The 15,824-nt window shown below is 64.8% G+C and carries 11 protein-coding genes and 1 pseudogene; 9 read left to right on the top strand and 3 right to left on the bottom strand.

All coding sequences use genetic code 11. The features are described from left to right. Positions 1–42: 42 nt before the first annotated feature. The gene (locus P0D89_RS12570; protein WP_408376642.1) at positions 43–1,503 is read left to right on the top strand and encodes an amino acid permease; all 1,461 of its coding nucleotides are present in this window, start codon (positions 43–45) and stop codon (positions 1,501–1,503) included. Between the two features lie 44 nt (positions 1,504–1,547). Here P0D89_RS12570 and P0D89_RS12565 read toward each other — a convergent pair whose 3' ends face one another. Beyond that, complete coding sequence (locus tag P0D89_RS12565; protein ID WP_408361401.1) at positions 1,548–2,525, bottom strand: LysR family transcriptional regulator; 978 nt, start codon at positions 2,523–2,525, stop codon at positions 1,548–1,550. 105 nt (positions 2,526–2,630) lie between these two features. Between P0D89_RS12565 and P0D89_RS12560 the strand changes: the two genes are divergently transcribed. The 6 genes from P0D89_RS12560 (at position 2,631) to P0D89_RS12535 (ending at position 9,525) form a co-directional block, all read left to right on the top strand. Next, positions 2,631–3,650 (top strand): asparaginase, encoded by a 1,020-nt coding sequence (locus P0D89_RS12560; RefSeq protein ID WP_408376641.1) that lies wholly within the window; start codon positions 2,631–2,633, stop codon positions 3,648–3,650. Further along, complete coding sequence (locus P0D89_RS12555; protein ID WP_408376640.1) at positions 3,647–4,411, top strand: amino acid ABC transporter ATP-binding protein; 765 nt, start codon at positions 3,647–3,649, stop codon at positions 4,409–4,411. Before P0D89_RS12560 ends, P0D89_RS12555 begins: the two co-directional genes overlap by 4 nt. Before the next feature lie 67 nt (positions 4,412–4,478). Then, positions 4,479–5,315, top strand: a complete 837-nt coding sequence (locus tag P0D89_RS12550; protein WP_408361403.1) for a glutamate ABC transporter substrate-binding protein — start codon at positions 4,479–4,481, stop codon at positions 5,313–5,315. A gap of 22 nt (positions 5,316–5,337) precedes the next feature. Beyond that, a complete protein-coding gene (locus P0D89_RS12545) occupies positions 5,338–5,982 on the top strand; it encodes an amino acid ABC transporter permease (protein WP_408361404.1) in 645 nt (214 codons plus the stop codon). Further along, the gene (locus P0D89_RS12540) at positions 5,979–6,878 is read left to right on the top strand and encodes an amino acid ABC transporter permease (protein WP_408376639.1); all 900 of its coding nucleotides are present in this window, start codon (positions 5,979–5,981) and stop codon (positions 6,876–6,878) included. The genes P0D89_RS12545 and P0D89_RS12540 overlap by 4 nt, the downstream gene beginning before the upstream one ends. A gap of 127 nt (positions 6,879–7,005) precedes the next feature. Further along, positions 7,006–9,525: a penicillin acylase family protein gene (locus tag P0D89_RS12535; RefSeq protein ID WP_408376638.1), complete on the top strand. Its 2,520-nt coding sequence runs from the start codon at positions 7,006–7,008 to the stop codon at positions 9,523–9,525. Between the two features lie 195 nt (positions 9,526–9,720). Here P0D89_RS12535 and P0D89_RS12530 read toward each other — a convergent pair whose 3' ends face one another. Next, complete coding sequence (locus P0D89_RS12530) at positions 9,721–11,058, bottom strand: MFS transporter (RefSeq protein WP_408376637.1); 1,338 nt, start codon at positions 11,056–11,058, stop codon at positions 9,721–9,723. 96 nt (positions 11,059–11,154) lie between these two features. Continuing rightward, positions 11,155–12,932, bottom strand: a pseudogene (locus P0D89_RS12525) (FAD-dependent oxidoreductase). A 231-nt stretch (positions 12,933–13,163) separates the two neighbouring features. On the opposite strand from P0D89_RS12525, the gene P0D89_RS12520 reads away from it, so the two are divergent. Then, positions 13,164–13,946, top strand: coding sequence for an IclR family transcriptional regulator (locus tag P0D89_RS12520; protein WP_408361409.1), 783 nt, complete (start codon positions 13,164–13,166; stop codon positions 13,944–13,946). 694 nt (positions 13,947–14,640) lie between these two features. Continuing rightward, positions 14,641–15,822, top strand: coding sequence for an efflux RND transporter periplasmic adaptor subunit (locus tag P0D89_RS12515; RefSeq protein WP_408376636.1), 1,182 nt, complete (start codon positions 14,641–14,643; stop codon positions 15,820–15,822). Positions 15,823–15,824 lie beyond the last annotated feature (2 nt).

Here is a 15,824-nt window from a genome sequence, read left to right as displayed (position 1 = left end):
GGTCGGTTCGTGCCCACACAACATCGAACGGGACGACTCATCATGGCTAATACGAGCTACATGGCACGGAAATCGGTCGCCGATATCGTGCACAGCGCCGATGTACATGGAACCGCATCGCTGTCGAAAACGCTCGGCGCGGCCAGCATCACCGCGATGGGCATCGGCGCGATCATCGGCGCGGGCATCTTCGTGCTGACCGGCACGGCCGCCGCCCAGTTCGCGGGTCCGGCCATCACGCTGTCGTTCGTGCTCGGCGGTATCGCGTGCGCGTTCGTCGGCCTGTGCTATTCGGAACTGGCGGCAATGCTGCCGGTGTGCGGCAGCAGCTATACCTACACGTATGCCACGCTTGGCGAGATCTTCGCGTGGATCATCGGCTGGGACCTGATCCTCGAATATGCGATGGGCGCCGCGACCGTCGCGGTCGGCTGGTCGGGGTATATCGTGAGCCTGCTGCATAACGTGGGGATCAATATCCCACCCACGCTGGCCGCCGCGCCCGGCACCGTGATCAAGCTCGCGGACGGCAGCACGGTGACCGGCGTCGTCAATCTGCCGGCCATCGTGATCATCGCGATTCTCACGACCATGCTGGTGCTCGGCACTAAGGAATCCGCGCGGCTGAACAACGTCATGGTCGCGGTCAAGCTGGTCGTGGTGGTGGCCTTCATCGCGCTCGGCGTGTTTTTCATCAAGCCGGCAAACTGGCATCCGTTCATCCCGGCGAATACCGGCGAGTTCGGCAACTACGGTCTGAGCGGAATTCTGCGCGGCTCGGCCGTGGTGTTCTTCGCGTTCATCGGCTTCGACGCGGTATCGACCGCCGCGCAGGAAGCGAAAAAGCCGCAGCGCGACATGCCGATCGGCATCCTGGGATCGCTGATCATCTGCACGGTGCTATACATCCTCGTCGCCGGCGTGCTCACCGGGCTCGTGCCCTACGCGGAATTGAACGTGCCCGATCCGATCGCCAGGGGCGTCGACGCGATCGGCCTGAACTGGTTCTCGATCCTGATCAAGATCGGTGCGCTGACGGGCCTGACCACGGTGATCCTCGTGCTGCTGTACGGACAGAGCCGCATCTTCTTCACGATGTCGGAGGACGGCTTGCTGCCGCCGCTTTTCGCGAGTGTTCATCCGCGTCTGCATACGCCTCATCGCAGCCAGATGCTGATCGGCACGGTCGTCGCGATCGTGGCGGCGCTCACACCGATCGGCGTGCTCGGAGAGATGGTCAGTATCGGTACGCTGTTCGCGTTCATCCTCGTATGCGGCGCGGTGATCTATCTGCGCCGCAGCGATTCCAATGCGTTACGCCCGTTCCGGGTGCCGGGCGTGCCGGTCGTGCCGGTGCTGGGCATCCTGTTCTGCCTGTTGCTGATGGTGGGGCTGCCACTCGTCACGTGGATGCGGCTGGTCGTGTGGCTGGTGATCGGGATGGTCATCTACGTCTCGTATGGCCGCAGTCATTCGAAGCTGAGGTTTCCGGAGCGGCATTGAGCGCTGTGGTGTTCGATCGGCGCTGAGTGCTGTGTCTCACGCACTCAGCCCGCGTCCATCAAAGACGGCAACAAGCTGCGGTCCGGCAATTCACCGATCCCCTTCAGCCGCTGCGCCATGAACTCGCGCAGCACGCGCACCTTGGTCGAGAAGCGCCGGTTCGGCAGATACGCCATGTAAATCTGCCTCCCCGTCAGCGCGTTTTCGAGCCGGTACTTCGGCAGTGCGACTTCGAGCTCGCCGCTCACCAGCAGGTCGCGGATCAGCCAGATCTCGAACTCGGCGATGCCGAGCCCGGCGCGCGTCGTCTCAAGCAGCAGTTCCGAATGATCCGACTGCAGGTTGCCTGACGGCAGCACCGACTGCACCGTCGTCCCGTCCGTCAGATGCCAGCGCGGATCGCCCTCGGGATGCAGATAGCGCAGACAGTTGTGCTGCGCGAGATCGGCGGGCGTGCGCGGCCGTCCGCGTCGCGCGAAGTACGCGGGGGCCGCGCACAGAATGCTGTCGTTGCGCGAGATCGGCTGCACGATCAGGTTGTCGAGATAGTTCTCGCCCTCGTGGATGTCCAGGTCGAAGCCGCCCATCACCATGTCGTTGTGATTGTCGGTCAGGCGCAGATCGAGCTGGACGGCCGGATAAAGCTCCAGAAAGGGCGCGATCAGCGGCGCCAGATAGCGGCGCCCGAACGCAACCGGCGCGGTCAGCTTCAACGGCCCGCTGGGCGCGGAATCCAGCTCCGCGACCACGCGTAGCGTGTCGTCCAGATCCGCGATCATCGACACCGCCCGCGCGTGATACAGCGTGCCCGCCTCGGTCAGCGCGACATGGTGAGTCGAGCGATGCAGCAACGGCACGCCCAGCATCTCTTCGAGCGCCGTGATCTTGCGCGCGATCGTCGACGTCGCGACCTTCAGCTCGCGCGCCGCGGCCGAAAAACTCCCCAGCTCGACGATCCGCACCAGCGCGCGCATCGCGCCGAGATGGTCGAGGCCAACTTCCTTTGTCTTTTTCGTGGGCATGCTTGCGTTGCGTCCTATGCAAAACCATTTTCGAAATTACGTCTAAAAGCTTTTTTTTGCAATAATTAAACTCGGCCTTGTCTGTTCCACCCCGAAAAGAATGCAATGACCCTTCCTTCGCACGTCCCGCTCGTCGTCGCCACCCGTAATGCTCACGTGGAGCGCATCCACTGGGGATCGGTAGCGGTGGTCGACGCCTGCGGCGCGCTGCTGGCCCACGCGGGCGATCCGCACGCGTGGGTGTTCTCACGCTCCACGCTCAAGCCGTTCCAGGCGCTGCCCTTCGTGCGCGACGGCGGCCCGCACCATTTTGGCTTCACCGACGCCGAAATGGCGCTCGCCTGCGCGAGCCACGGCGGCGAGGACATTCACGTCGACGCAGTCACGCGAATGCTCGCAAAGATCGGCATGGCAGAATCCGACCTGCGCTGCGGCGTACACATGCCGGACCACTACGGCGAGAACAATTTGCCGCCGCGCGGCAGCCTGTTCGACCAGCGTCACCATAACTGTTCGGGTAAGCACACCGGCTTTCTCGGCTATTGCTGCATGCATGGCTATGCGCGCGCGAGCTACCTGGAGCGCGATCATCCGCTGCAACGGGAAATCGGCCAGACGGTCGCACGGCTGTCGGGTCTCGCGGATTCCGAGCTGTGGTACGGCATCGACGGATGCAGCGCGCCGAACATCGGCATGCCGCTGTCGCGCCTCGCGATGATGTGGGCGAAGCTCGCCACCGGCGAATCCGGCGCGGGCGCGAGCGCCGATGCGGCGCTCGCGCGCATCTTCGCGGCGATGGCCGCGCATCCGCGGATGGTGTCGGGCACGGGCCGCTGCGATCTCGCGCTGGCCGACGCGTCGGGCGGCGACTGGGTCGCGAAGGTCGGCGCCGACGGCGTGCATACGATCGGCGTGCGCAGCACCGGCATCGGCGTCGCGGTGAAGATGGCCGACGGCGACTTCAGCGCCGTCTACGCCACCACGATCGCCGTGCTGCGGCAACTCGGCCTGCCGCTCGACGTGGAAGGCACGCCGCTCGCGAAATGGGCCAATCCGCTGCTGCGCAACGTGCGCGGCATCGAGGTCGGGCAACTCAAGGCAACGGTGGAACTGACATGGGCATGAACGACAGCGCACAGCTCGGCGTGGTCGCGCCGCTCGTCTCGCTGCGCAGCGTGAACAAGTCGTTCGGCGCGCAGCAGGTGCTGTTCGACGTCGATCTCGACGTCGAACCGGGCGAGGTCGTTGTCGTGATCGGCCCGTCGGGCTCAGGCAAGTCGACACTGTGCCGCTGCATCAACCGGCTGGAGACGATCGACTCCGGCGAAATCCGGCTCGCGGGCGAATGTCTGCCGGAAGAAGGCCGCGCGCTCGCGGCCATGCGCGCGCAGATCGGCATGGTGTTCCAGTCGTTCAACCTGTTTTCGCATCGCACGGTTTTGCAGAACGTCGCGATGGGGCCGCGCAAGGTGCTGCGCCAGTCGCGCGCCGAGTCCGAGGCGGATGCGCGCCGGCTGCTCGCGCGCGTCGGTCTCGCGCACAAGGCCGACGCGGTGCCCGCTGAACTCTCGGGCGGCCAGCAGCAGCGGGTCGCGCTCGCCCGCGCGCTCGCGATGAAGCCGAAGGTGATGCTGTTCGACGAGCCGACCTCGGCGCTCGACCCCGAGATGGTCAGCGAAGTGCTGGCCGTGATGCTCGAACTCGCGCAAAGCGGCATGACGATGGTCGTCGTCACGCACGAGATGGGCTTTGCGCGCCAGGCGGCGGACCGCATCGTTTTCATGGACGGCGGGCGCATCGTCGAAATCGCCGAGCCGGACGCATTCTTTCGCGCGCCCCGATCAGAGCGCGCGCGCGATTTTCTCTCCAGGATCCTGGAGCACTGATTTTTATCGTTTTTATCGATTGATTCGACAGGCATGACCTGTCTCATAAAAGAGAGGAGATATCACCATGGGTTTCAAATCGTTTGCCGTCATGGCGTCGTGTGTCGCCGGAACGCTCGTCGCGGCGATCGCGCCCGCCCACGCCGATAGCTTCCCGGCCGATTCGACGATGGCGAAGATCCAGAAGAAAGGCAAGCTGGTGGTGGGCACGTCGCTCAATACGCTGATGTTCTCGGTGCGCAATCCGATGACGGGCCAGACCGAGGGCTTCGAAGGCGATCTCGCGCGCCTGCTAGCGAAGAAGCTGACCGGTTCGGCGGACAACGTGGAATGGGTCAAGACCACGACTGAAAACCGCTTGCCGTTCGTGCAGAACGGCCGCGTGGATGTAGTGATCGCCACGCTGACCATCAACGACGCGCGCAAGAAAGTGATCGGCTTCGCCGGCCCCTACTACGTCGCGGGCCAGGACATCCTGACCCGGCGCGCCGACACGACGATCCACGGCGTGACGGATCTCGCCGGCAAGACCGCTTGCGTGCTGAACGGCACGACCGTTGAAGACAACGTCAAAAAGCTCGTGCCGCAAGCGAAGTTCGTCACGTTCAATGACACGGCCGCGTGCGTCGAAGGCGTCGCCGACGGCCGCTTCGACGCCTACGTCGACGACGGCGCGACGCTCGCGGGCGAATCGCTGCGCCAGCCGAACAAGTTCCGCATCGTCGGCAAGCCGTTCACGCAGGAGCCGTACGGCATGGGCGTAGCGAAGGACGACGCGGCGTTCCGTCAATGGATCAACGCGCAGCTCGAGCAGTCGATCAAGGACGGCACCTGGAACAAGCTGTACGCGAAGAACCTGGAAGGCACGCTCGGCAAGCCGCAAGTGCCGACGATCGAACGCTGATCCGCCGTCAATAGATGACTCGATGACTTCCCTGCTTCCGTTTGCGTGGCGCTTCATCGAAGCGATGGGCGTCACGATCGAGCTGACCGCGCTGTCGTTCGCGATGGCGTTCACGCTCGGCATCGCGTTGACCGTGATGGCCGTGGGTCCGCTCGCGCCGCTGCGCTGGTTCGCCGCGACGTACATCGAAATCATGCGCATGACGCCGTTGCTCGCGCTGCTGTTGCTGTTCGTGTTCGGCTTGCCCAAGCTCGGCTTCATGTATTCGCTGACGGCGTCGTCGGTGCTCGTGCTCGGCTTCTACACCGCGGCGTGGGTCGCCGAGGTGCTCAAGGCGGGCGTGAATGCCGTGCCCAGCGGGCAGATCGAGGCCGCGCGCAGTATGGGCATGAGCTTCCTGCAGGTGTTGTCGAACGTGGTGATACCGCAGGCGATGCGCACGGTCATTCCGCCGCTCGGCAACCTGTTCGTGAACCAGATCAAGGCTTCGTCGATCGCGGCGGCGATCGGCGTGTTCGACATCACCTATACGGCGCAACGTATCAACTTCGAAACCGCGCAGGCCGTGCCGACGTTCGCGAGCGCGATGCTCGCGTACATGGCGCTGACGATTCCGCTCGGCCTGCTGATGCGGCGGCTCGAACAGAAAATGGCGGTGGCGCGATGAGCCGGCCCAACACGCTCTACGAAGCACCGGGCCCGGTTGGGCGGATGCGGCAGCGCATCGTGTCGGTGGTCAGTGCGCTGGGCGTGTGTGCCCTGCTCGCGGCGATCGGCATTCGCCTCGAAGCGAGCGGCCAGTTCGAAGCGGACAAGTGGGCGATCTTCTTTCATTGGGGCACCGCGAAGTTTCTTTTCGACGGCCTCGTGTCGACGATCGAAGCGGCTGCGTGTGCGGCGCTCGTCGCGTTCGTGATGGCGTTTCCGCTCGCTCTCGGGCGGCTTTCGAAGCGCTCGTGGATCAGTAAGCTCGCTGGCGCATACATCGAGTTTTTCCGCGCGATTCCATTGCTGCTGCTGATCCTGTTCATGGTGATCGAGCTGCCCGCGCTCGGCTTCGACTGGCCGGCGCTCGGCTTCCTCGTGTTCGCGATGGCGCTGCATCACTCGGCACTCACGGCCGAGGTCGTGCGCGCGGGCATTCTGTCGCTGCCGCGCGGACAGAGTGAGGCCGCGCTCGCGCTCGGCATGCGGCCGTATCAGGCGATGTTGTATGTCGTGCTGCCGCAGGCGTTGCGCAGCATGCTGCCGGCGCTGATCAGCTCGGTCCTCGCGATCGTGCAGGATACGTCGCTCGGCTATGTGATCCCTTATGACGAACTCCTGCACCGCTCGCAGGACGTGTCGAGCTATGCGCCGCAGTCGCTGTTGCAGGCCGCGTTCATCGTCACGATGATGTATGGCGCGGTGAGCGCGGCGCTGCTTTATCTGAAGCGCTGGGTGACGCGCCGTCAAGGACGTGTCGTGGTGAGGAGCGCTGCCGTGAGCAGGGTTTGCGCGACGGCGGCCGATGCGGCGGATGTCGCCGAGGCGTCGGTTGCGGGGGTGATGCCGAGGAAATAAGGGCGCAGCGCGGGCTTGAGGGCTGCGTTGCGGTTCTGGCTCGCGCTGCGGATGATCGGCACCGGCATGTCAGACGGCGCGATTGCGGTATGGTCTCTACCGCTAACCGCGTTTTCGTGAGCCGCCTATGCCTTCGAATGCTTTCTCGCGCCGCCGCAGCCGTTTCGCCCAACGGGTCCGACTGCTGGCCACCCTGCCCTTCATCGCCTCGGGATTGCAAAGTTGCGCCGTCCCGAACGCCGACGTCGATGCGCACGCTGGACCGTATCAGGTCGAGATCCGCCGCACCGCGCTCGGCATTCCGCATGTGAAAGCCGGCGACTGGGGCAGCCTCGGTTATGGCTATGGCTATGTCCAGGCGCAGGACAATCTGTGCACGATGGCTGACGGCTTCGTCACGTATCGCGGCGAACGTTCGCGCTACTTCGGCGCCGACGCGCGCCCCGCTGCCGAAGCGACCTTCGGACAGCCCGATAATCTGAACGCCGACTTCTTCTTCCGCTTCATCGCCGACGATGCAGCCGTGTCGCGCTATCGGCAAAGTCAGACCGCCGGGATGCGGGCGCTGATCGGTGGCTTCGTGGCAGGCTACAACCGCTATGTCGGCGAGCTTGCGCACGGCGAGTTTCCCGGCGCGCACGCTGCATGCCGCGCCGCCCCATGGGTCGGCAAGATCAGCAGTGCGGATGTTTACCGGCGTCTTTACGCGGCGAACCTGGCCGGCGGCGAAGCGCGCTTTATCAATGCGATTGCGACCGCAAGGCCGCCGGGTGCGGCCGCGCAATCGCCGGATGCGTCGAGCGAACCCAAGGCTGAAGATGGGCATGGCAGCAGCAACACCGAACTGGCCGCTAACGCGCTGGTCGACCACATCGGCGGCCACGCCGGAATCGGCAGCAACGCGCTCGCGTTCGGCGCGGACGCGACCCATAACGGCAGCGCGCTGCTGCTCGGCAATCCGCACTGGTTCTGGAGCGGCCCGGACCGCTTCTACCAGGCGCAACTGACGATCCCCGGTCAGATCAACGTGAGCGGCGTGTCCTTTCTGGGCGTGCCGCTGATTGTGATCGGCTTCAACGAAAACGTCGCGTGGACGCACACGGTCTCCACCGCGAAGCGTTTCGGCCTCTTCAAACTGACGCTCGTACCGGGCTCGCCGACCCGCTATCAGGTGGACGGCAAGACCGAAGCGATGACGCCGACGCAAGTGAACGTCGACGTGCGCGCCGCCGACGGTTCGATCCACACCGTATCGCGCACCTTGTATCGTTCGCGCTTCGGCCCGCTCGTCAATCTCGGCGCGCGATCGCCCGCGCTGGCCTGGAACGCACAGCAGGCATTCGCGCTGCACGATATCAACGCCGACAACTTCCGCGTGTTCGAAAACTTCCTCGAATGGAACCAGGCGAATTCGCTCGACGACTTCATCCGCGTCCAGAAGAAGAACGCGGCGATGCCGTGGGTGAATACGCTGGCGATCGGCCGTGGCGATCCGCGCGTGTGGTACGCGGATATCGGCGCGGTGCCGGATGTGCCCGACGAACTCGCGCAGCGCTGCACGCCGCCGGTCGGCAAGGCGCTCGCGCAGTCGATGCCGGGTGTGCCGTTGCTCGACGGCTCGCGCAGCGAGTGCGACTGGCGCGATCAGCCGGGCACCGCGCAGCCTCGCGCGATGCCGGTCGCGCAGATGCCGGCGCTGCTACGGCGCGATTATGTCGGCAATTTCAACGGCAGCTACTGGCTCAGCAATCCGGCTGCGCCGTTGACCGGCTACGCGCAGATCATCGGCGCGACGAACACGCCGCAATCGCTGCGCACGCGGCTCGGGCATAGCATCGCGACGCAATTGCAGAGCGATCCGAAGGGCGTGTCCGCCGATGCGCTCGGCCGCGCGGCGCTCGACAGCCGTTCGATGTCGGCGCTGCTATTCAAGCAGCCGGTGCTGGAGCGTGTGTGTGTCAGCGGCAGCGACGCGGCGGCTGGTGCGAATGCGGCTGAAAGCGCCGCAGCCAACACCGTCGAACTGCATCAGGCCTGCAAAGTCCTCGCCGCATGGGACAACACGGCCGCCGCCAACGCCATCGGCGCAACGCTATGGGACGAGTTGTGGCGCCGCCTCATGACGATTCCGCCAGCGCAACTGTATGCGGTCGCATTCGATCCCGCCCATCCTTTGACGACCCCCGCAGGGATCGCAGCCGATCCCGCCACACTCGCCGCCGCGCTGCACGACGCAGTCGTGGCGCTGCAAAAAGCAGGCATTGCGATCGACGCGCCACGCAGCGCCGCGCTCTACGTGGAGCGTAACGACGAACGCATCCCGCTGTTCGGCGGCTGCGACGCGGGCGGCTACTTTACCGCCGCATGCGCGGCCCATCCGTTCGATGCACGCGCTTATTCGATGAACGTCAACCCGAGCGGCGATACTTACTTGCAGATCGTGTCGTTCGCCGGCGATCAGGTGCTCGCGCGGACTCTGCTCGCGTCGTCCGAATCCGGCGACCCCGCATCACCTCATTACGCCGACGCAACGCGCGACTATGCCGCGCAGCGCTGGCTCAGTATTCCGTTCTCCGAAGCGTCGATCGCGCGCGATCCCGCGTTGAGCGTGCGCACCTTGAGTTCGTCGGACGCGCCGGCGCGCTAACACCACACCGGGAGGGAGGATCTGAGCGCATGTCCATTCGATTAGCCTGACAGTACGATGCGCCGACGCGCGGCGGCTTCTTGCGGACCGATGTGCCGCGTTCCGGCGGCGGCATGGGTCGCGCAACCGGTCGATAGCATCGAGGCATTCGGCTGGCCGAAAAGCTGACCGTGCGCCGCCATGACGCCGCGCTCGTCAGCTTGCCGAGGCCCGCGCCTTCACGCCGAGAATCATCGCAACGCCGCACGCCACCAGCAGCGCGGCGAGCATGTACATGGCGCCGTCCATGCTGCCGGTATGCGTGCGGATCTGGCCGATGACCCACGGACTGATCATCCCGCTCGACACGCCGATGCTGCTGATCAACGCAATCGCCCCTGCCGCGCCCGCGCCCGAGAAGTACGTGGACGGCACCGCCCAGAACACCGGATGCGCGGAGAAAATCAGCAGCGCGGCCAGCGACAGCAGGCCCAGCATGATCGACAGGCTGTTGAAGTGCAGCGTCATCAGCAGCAGCGTGATCGCCGCGCCGCCCACGCACACGGCGAAATGCCAGCGCCGCTCCGCCTTGCGGTCCGAATGGCGCGCGATCAGAATCACGCCCACCGCGCCGATCGCGTTCGGAATGATCGACAGCAGGCTGATGTGCACGACGTCCTGAATGCCGAACTCGCGGATCATCAACGGCATCCAGAACAGCAGCATCAACAGCGCCGAGGTCAGCGAGAAATAGATGAACGAGAACAGATAGGTGCTCGGGTTGCGCAGCGCGGCGCCCAGCGAGTGTCCGGCGTGCACGGGTGCGACACGGGCTTCGGCGGCGAGATCGTCGGCGAGGCGTTGGCGGTCCGTGTTCGAGAGCCAGGTGGCCTCTTCGGGACGGTCGCTGAGCCAGAACCATGCAATTACGCCGAGCAGCACCGCGGGCGCGCCTTCGATCGCGAACATCCATTGCCAGCCGTGCAGGTTGAAGACGCCGGCCATGCCGCGCATGATCCAGCCGGACAGCAGGCCGCCCACCATGCCGGCTACGGCAACGCCCGCGTAAAAGATCGACAGCACAGCCGCGCGGCGTTTCGCGGGGAACCAGAAGGTCAGATACAGCACGACGCCCGGAAAGAACCCCGCTTCGAACACACCGAGCAGAAAGCGCAGCACATAGAAATGCCGGGCGCTGGCAACGGTGATCATCGCAATCGACACCGCGCCCCACAACAGCATGATCCGCGCGAAGGTGCGGCGCGCGCCGAACTTGCGCAATAGCAGATTGCTCGGCACTTCGAACAGCACATAGCCGACGAAGAACAGGACGGCGCCGAGGCTATACATGGGGTCCGTGATGCCGAGATCCTGTTTCATCTGCAACTGCGCGAAACCGATATTGCTGCGGTCGAGAATCGACACGATGTAGCAGATGAACAGGAACGGAACGATGCGCAGCGAAACGCGCCGGTACAACGCGTCGGCGCTCCCGTCTGCGGCAGGACTGGCATGGCTGACGGCAAGCGCCGGGGCGGGAATGGGTGCGGACATCGGGGTTGTCTCCTCAATGATGGCCGTCGCATAGCGCGACGGCGGGTGCGGTGCGGTGCGATAAACAGGGACGCTCTGACGGCGTCCTTTCTCTCTTCAGAATTCCTCGGCGGCAGAAGCTTCCGCGCTGTCCGGCGCGGTCCTCGCGAACTCGTTCGCGTCGGGGCAATCGTTCATGCGATCGCCGGCAAGCCGCCTGCCCGCGATGTAGCCGAATGTCAGGGCCGGGCCCAGCGTGATGCCGGCGCCCGGATAATTGCCGCCCATGATGCTGGCCATGTCATTGCCAACGGCGTACAGCCCGGCGATCGGCTGGCCTTGCCGGTCCAGCACCTGGGCGGCGCTGTCGGTCGAGAGTCCGGCGAACGTGCCGATGTCGCCGACCACGAGCCGGATCGCGTAATAGGGGCCGCGCTCCAGCGGAGCGATACACGGGTTCGCGCCGTCATGCATGGCGTCGCCCTGATAGCGGTTGTAGGCCTTGCTGCCCTTGCCGAACTGCGGATCGTTGCCTTCGCGCGCCGGGCGGTTGAACTTCGCCACCGTCTCCTCGAGCACAGCTGGCGCGATACCCAGCGCTTTCGCCAGCGCGCCGATGCTCTGCGCGCGTTGCAGATAACCGCTACGCAGATGGCGGCCGAGCGGCATCGGCGCGGGCGGCACACAGCCGAGGCCATAGGTGCGCAAGGTCTTGTGGTCGCATAGCAACCAGGCCATGACGTCGCGATCGCCGTCGTTCCTGCAGGCCGCGACCATCGCCTGGACGAAGTCGTGATATGAGTCGCTTTCGTTCGCTTGCCGTGCCGGGTCACCGCGATCACGCCGGGTTTGGCGCGATCGATGAAATGCGGCATCACGCCACGCGTACCGTCAGCGCGTTGCGTAACCGAAGCCGGTACCCATGCGGCGGCATGCGGGATGGTCGGATCGACCCAGCCGCCGACCGCTTCGGCGAGGCGCAGGCCGTCGCCGGTATTGCCCATGGGCGACGGGCTGAAGTGCGCGCTGCCATCCGGCGCATGCGGGAACAGTTGCGCACGCCTTTCGATATCGTGCGGGAAGCCGCCGCACGCGAGCACGAGGCCGCGCCTCGCGCGAATCTCGACGCTCGCGCCATCGCGCTCGACGAACGCACCGGCAACGCGTCCCGCTTCGACGATCAACTCGCGGGCCACGGTCGAGCGCCACACGGGAATCTTCAAATCGAGCACCGAGCGATAGAGACGCCCGGCCAGCGCGTTGCCATTGGTCAGCGTCATGCCGCGGCCGTGGCGCAGCACGTCCAACGCGTAGCGGGCCAGCCTGCGCGTGACATAGGCAAAGGACTTGAGCGAACGGAACATCCGCATGAAGTGCCAGATTTCCTTGCCCGAGCCGAGCATCATCCCGAACACGGTCAAGTCGGGCAGCGGCGGCGCCAGCTCGCCGATGTGCTCGCCGAGTTCCCGTCCGTCGAACGGGCGGGTCACCATCGAACGGCCGCCTGGGCGGCCGCCCGGCGCTTCCGCGTGATAGTCGGGAAACACGGCCGGCATGTCGAACTGCACGGCGGTGTGTTCCGTAAAAAAGCGCACGGCCTGCGGGCCGAAGCGCAGGAACGCGTCGACTCGCCGCGCGTCGTAGTGCGTTCCGGCTTCGTGTCGAAGATAGGTGGCGGCCTCGCCCGCCGGCTCGTGGATGCCTTGCGCCGTCGCGAGCGACGTGCCGGGAATCCATAGCCAGCCGCCCGAGCGCGCGGTGGTGCCGCCGATGCGCGCTTCCTTTTCGATCATCAGCACGTCCAGTCCGCGCGACGCAGCCGTGATCGCGGCAGCCATGCCCGATGCCCCGGTGCCAATCACCAGAACGTCGCAGGTGTGAGTGTCCGCGGCCATCGTGTCTCCTCGAATGCCTTGTCTTCAGGGCTTGCAGCTTGCCTCGCACGCCTGACGCGTGACTTCTGGCGCACTGCTGCAGCGTTGAATCGAGTCTAGGTGTGCATCTGATAATAGTCAATGCATTCGATATTATCGAAAACCACGACATGCCCGCAGACCGGTGACGACGGAACGCGCGAAACCGGGTGCTACAATTCGGCCCTGCCGACTCTCCTCATACCGCTCCCCGTGGACGCTAAACCTCGCCGTGGCATCCAGTCGATCGAGATCGGCAGCACCTTGCTGGTCGCGCTCGCGAACCATCTGAAGCCCATGCCGTTGCGCGATCTCGCTCGTGAAGCGGGTATCTCGGTGGGCAAGGCACATCCATATCTGGTCAGTTTCGTAAAGGTGGGATTCGTCACGCAGGAGCCCGCCACCGGTCTGTATGCGCTAGGACCGCTCGCGTTGCAGATTGGCCTCGCGAAGCTGTATCAGCTCGACCCGGTGCGCGAGGCGGCGCCGGTGATCAGCGCGCTGGCCGCGTCGACCGAACAGAGCGTGGCCGTCGCAGTGTGGGGCAACCTGGGGCCGACCATCGTGCAAATGGTCGAGCCGGTGCCGATGCACGTGAACCTGCGCGTGGGTGCGGTGATGTCGGTGCGCAATACGGCGACAGGCCGGCTCTTCGCCAGCTACCTTCCGCCGAAGATGGTCGAAAACTTCCTGGCGAGCGACGCGGCGCGGCTCGCATTGCACGAAGACAAAAAACGCTCGAAGAGCGACTTCGATGCCGAACTGATCGAGAACCGTCGGCGTGGGATCGCGCGTACGATCGGCGATCCGATTCCGGGGATCAACGCGTTCAGCGCACCGGTATTCGATGCGACGGGCAATATCGTGCTGGCGATTACGGTAATGGGACCCGCGGCGTCGTTCGATTCGAAATGGGATGGAAGCGTCGCGACTGCGTTGCGCAAATCCTGCGAAGGTATATCCCGACACCTGGGCTTTGTTGCCAATCAAGGCTAGGTAGCGTGTGACTCACGCATAGCTGTTCACGAGACAGCCGCGAGCCGATCCGCTTTTCCGGATCGTCGCAATCCTGATTATATTGATTGGTTTCTGTTCAATTCACTAACGCCACAAACCAATCGCGCAACGGCCATTCGCGCACATTCCTTCTGATAGCGATCACGGTTGACACACCGAACAGCCGCCATCTGCATTAGACTTTGTTCGCCCGCGGCCCGCCTCGCATCGACATGTTTTGCAATGGCGCGCGCAAGTTTGACAAGCAATGCAAAGGTTGTAAGATCAACGGGAGTTTTTTCCGCCAGTTGTACAGTGTCGCGTCAGTTGTTTGAATGCAAATACCTTACTGAAAAATCGCACTGAGCGTGCCGGTCTTTACTTCAGTGAGCGAGCGCATGGCACACATGGCTTTGATTGCAATGCGCGTTCACGCAATGGCAGTTGGACTGCACGCGCGTTATGCGCCGCTTGCAACGGCGCGGTTCAGAAAATGTCAAAGGCCGCCGGCCATAAAACCGCCAGACCATCACATCACACAACCATAAGACTGCAACACTGAGAAGCAACACTGCAAGACAGCAAGACAGCAAGACCCCGGCATGACCCCCGCATGACCCGTAAGGCAATAAGACCGTAAGAATCCAGCCGAACTGAAGCGCGATAAAAGAATGCCTTCATTGAGGAGTTTCTCTTGCCCTGCTCCGTGTCCAGCTTGTGTAGTCGTGCCGTATCCATTTTGATTCTTGGTTTGCCGCTCGTGCTTGCCGCGTGCGGCGACAAGCAGAGTGCGCCGGCTGCGGCCATGCCGCCGGTTCCGGTGCTGGTCGAAACGCTCACCACGTCGGCTGTTCCGGATGTCGTTGAACTGCCTGGCCGGATCGAGGCGGTCCGCTCCGCGGAGATCCGCGCGCGGGTCGATGGCATCGTCGAACGCACGCTCTATCAGGAAGGCAAAGACCTGCCGGCTGGCTCGCCGCTGTTCCAGATCGATCCGCGAGACTATCGCGCTCAGTTGCAGCAGGCGCAGGCCGCGCTTGCGCGAGCCACCGCGCTGCGCGACAACTCGGCGTCGGTGGTGGAGCGCTTCAAGCCACTGGTCGGCCGTCACGCCGTCAGCGCGCAGGAATACGACGCCGCGCTCGCGACGATGCAGCAGGCCGACGCAAGCGTCGCCGATGCGCAGGCGGCCGTTACGCTCGCGAAGCTGCGGCTCGAACGCTGCATCGTCCGCACGCCGATTGCCGGACGCGTGGGCCGCGCGCAAGTCACCGAAGGCGCGCTCGTCAGCGCCGGCGCGGCAACGCTGCTCGCGCAGGTCAATCAGCTCTCGCCGATCAACGCGGTGTTCACGCAGTCGAACACCGCGATGCTCGATGTCGAGCAGCAGATCCAGTCGGGCACCCGCCAGGCGGTCGACATGAAGCACGTCGAGGTCGAGTTGCTACTCGCCAACGGCCAGGTGTACGGCGAGCGTGGCTTCGTCGACTTCGCCGATCTGGTCGTCGATCCTTCAACCGGCACGCAGACGGTGCGGGCCCAATTCGCCAACCCGTCGCGCACGCTGTTGCCGGGGCAGTTCGTGCGCGGACGCATCATCGCGGCGGGCAACCTGCAAGGCATCCGGATTCCCGAACGCGCGGTGCAGCTCGATAACGGCGTCGCCAGCGTGGCGCTCGTCGCTGACGACGGCACCGTAGTCCACCGCAACATCGCGCTCGGCGAGCAAGGCGAAGGACGCTGGACCGTACGCGACGGGCTCAAGCCCGGCGAGCGCCTGATCGTCGACGGCTGGCAGAAGGTTCAGCCGGGCCAGCGCGTCGATGCCCGCCCCGTGCCGGCCGCGCCGCCGGCGCCGGCGTCGGCCACGCGCTGACG

This window comes from Paraburkholderia sp. RL18-085-BIA-A, from assembly GCF_046027075.1.
Taxonomy (GTDB): Bacteria; Pseudomonadota; Gammaproteobacteria; order Burkholderiales; family Burkholderiaceae; genus Paraburkholderia.
This window is presented reverse-complemented; position numbering and strand designations above follow the sequence as displayed.

What these genes read in the sequence shown, in the direction of transcription:
- P0D89_RS12555 (WP_408376640.1), top strand. Translation starts at nt 3,647, where the DNA reads ATGAACGACAGCGCACAGCTCGGCGTGGTCGCGCCGCTCGTCTCGCTG.
- P0D89_RS12570 (WP_408376642.1), top strand. Translation starts at nt 43, where the DNA reads ATGGCTAATACGAGCTACATGGCACGGAAATCGGTCGCCGATATCGTG.
- P0D89_RS12535 (WP_408376638.1), top strand. Translation starts at nt 7,006, where the DNA reads ATGCCTTCGAATGCTTTCTCGCGCCGCCGCAGCCGTTTCGCCCAACGG.
- P0D89_RS12545 (WP_408361404.1), top strand. Translation starts at nt 5,338, where the DNA reads ATGACTTCCCTGCTTCCGTTTGCGTGGCGCTTCATCGAAGCGATGGGC.
- P0D89_RS12565 (WP_408361401.1), bottom strand. Translation starts at nt 2,525, where the DNA reads ATGCCCACGAAAAAGACAAAGGAAGTTGGCCTCGACCATCTCGGCGCG.
- P0D89_RS12550 (WP_408361403.1), top strand. Translation starts at nt 4,479, where the DNA reads ATGGGTTTCAAATCGTTTGCCGTCATGGCGTCGTGTGTCGCCGGAACG.
- P0D89_RS12540 (WP_408376639.1), top strand. Translation starts at nt 5,979, where the DNA reads ATGAGCCGGCCCAACACGCTCTACGAAGCACCGGGCCCGGTTGGGCGG.
- P0D89_RS12530 (WP_408376637.1), bottom strand. Translation starts at nt 11,058, where the DNA reads ATGTCCGCACCCATTCCCGCCCCGGCGCTTGCCGTCAGCCATGCCAGT.
- P0D89_RS12560 (WP_408376641.1), top strand. Translation starts at nt 2,631, where the DNA reads ATGACCCTTCCTTCGCACGTCCCGCTCGTCGTCGCCACCCGTAATGCT.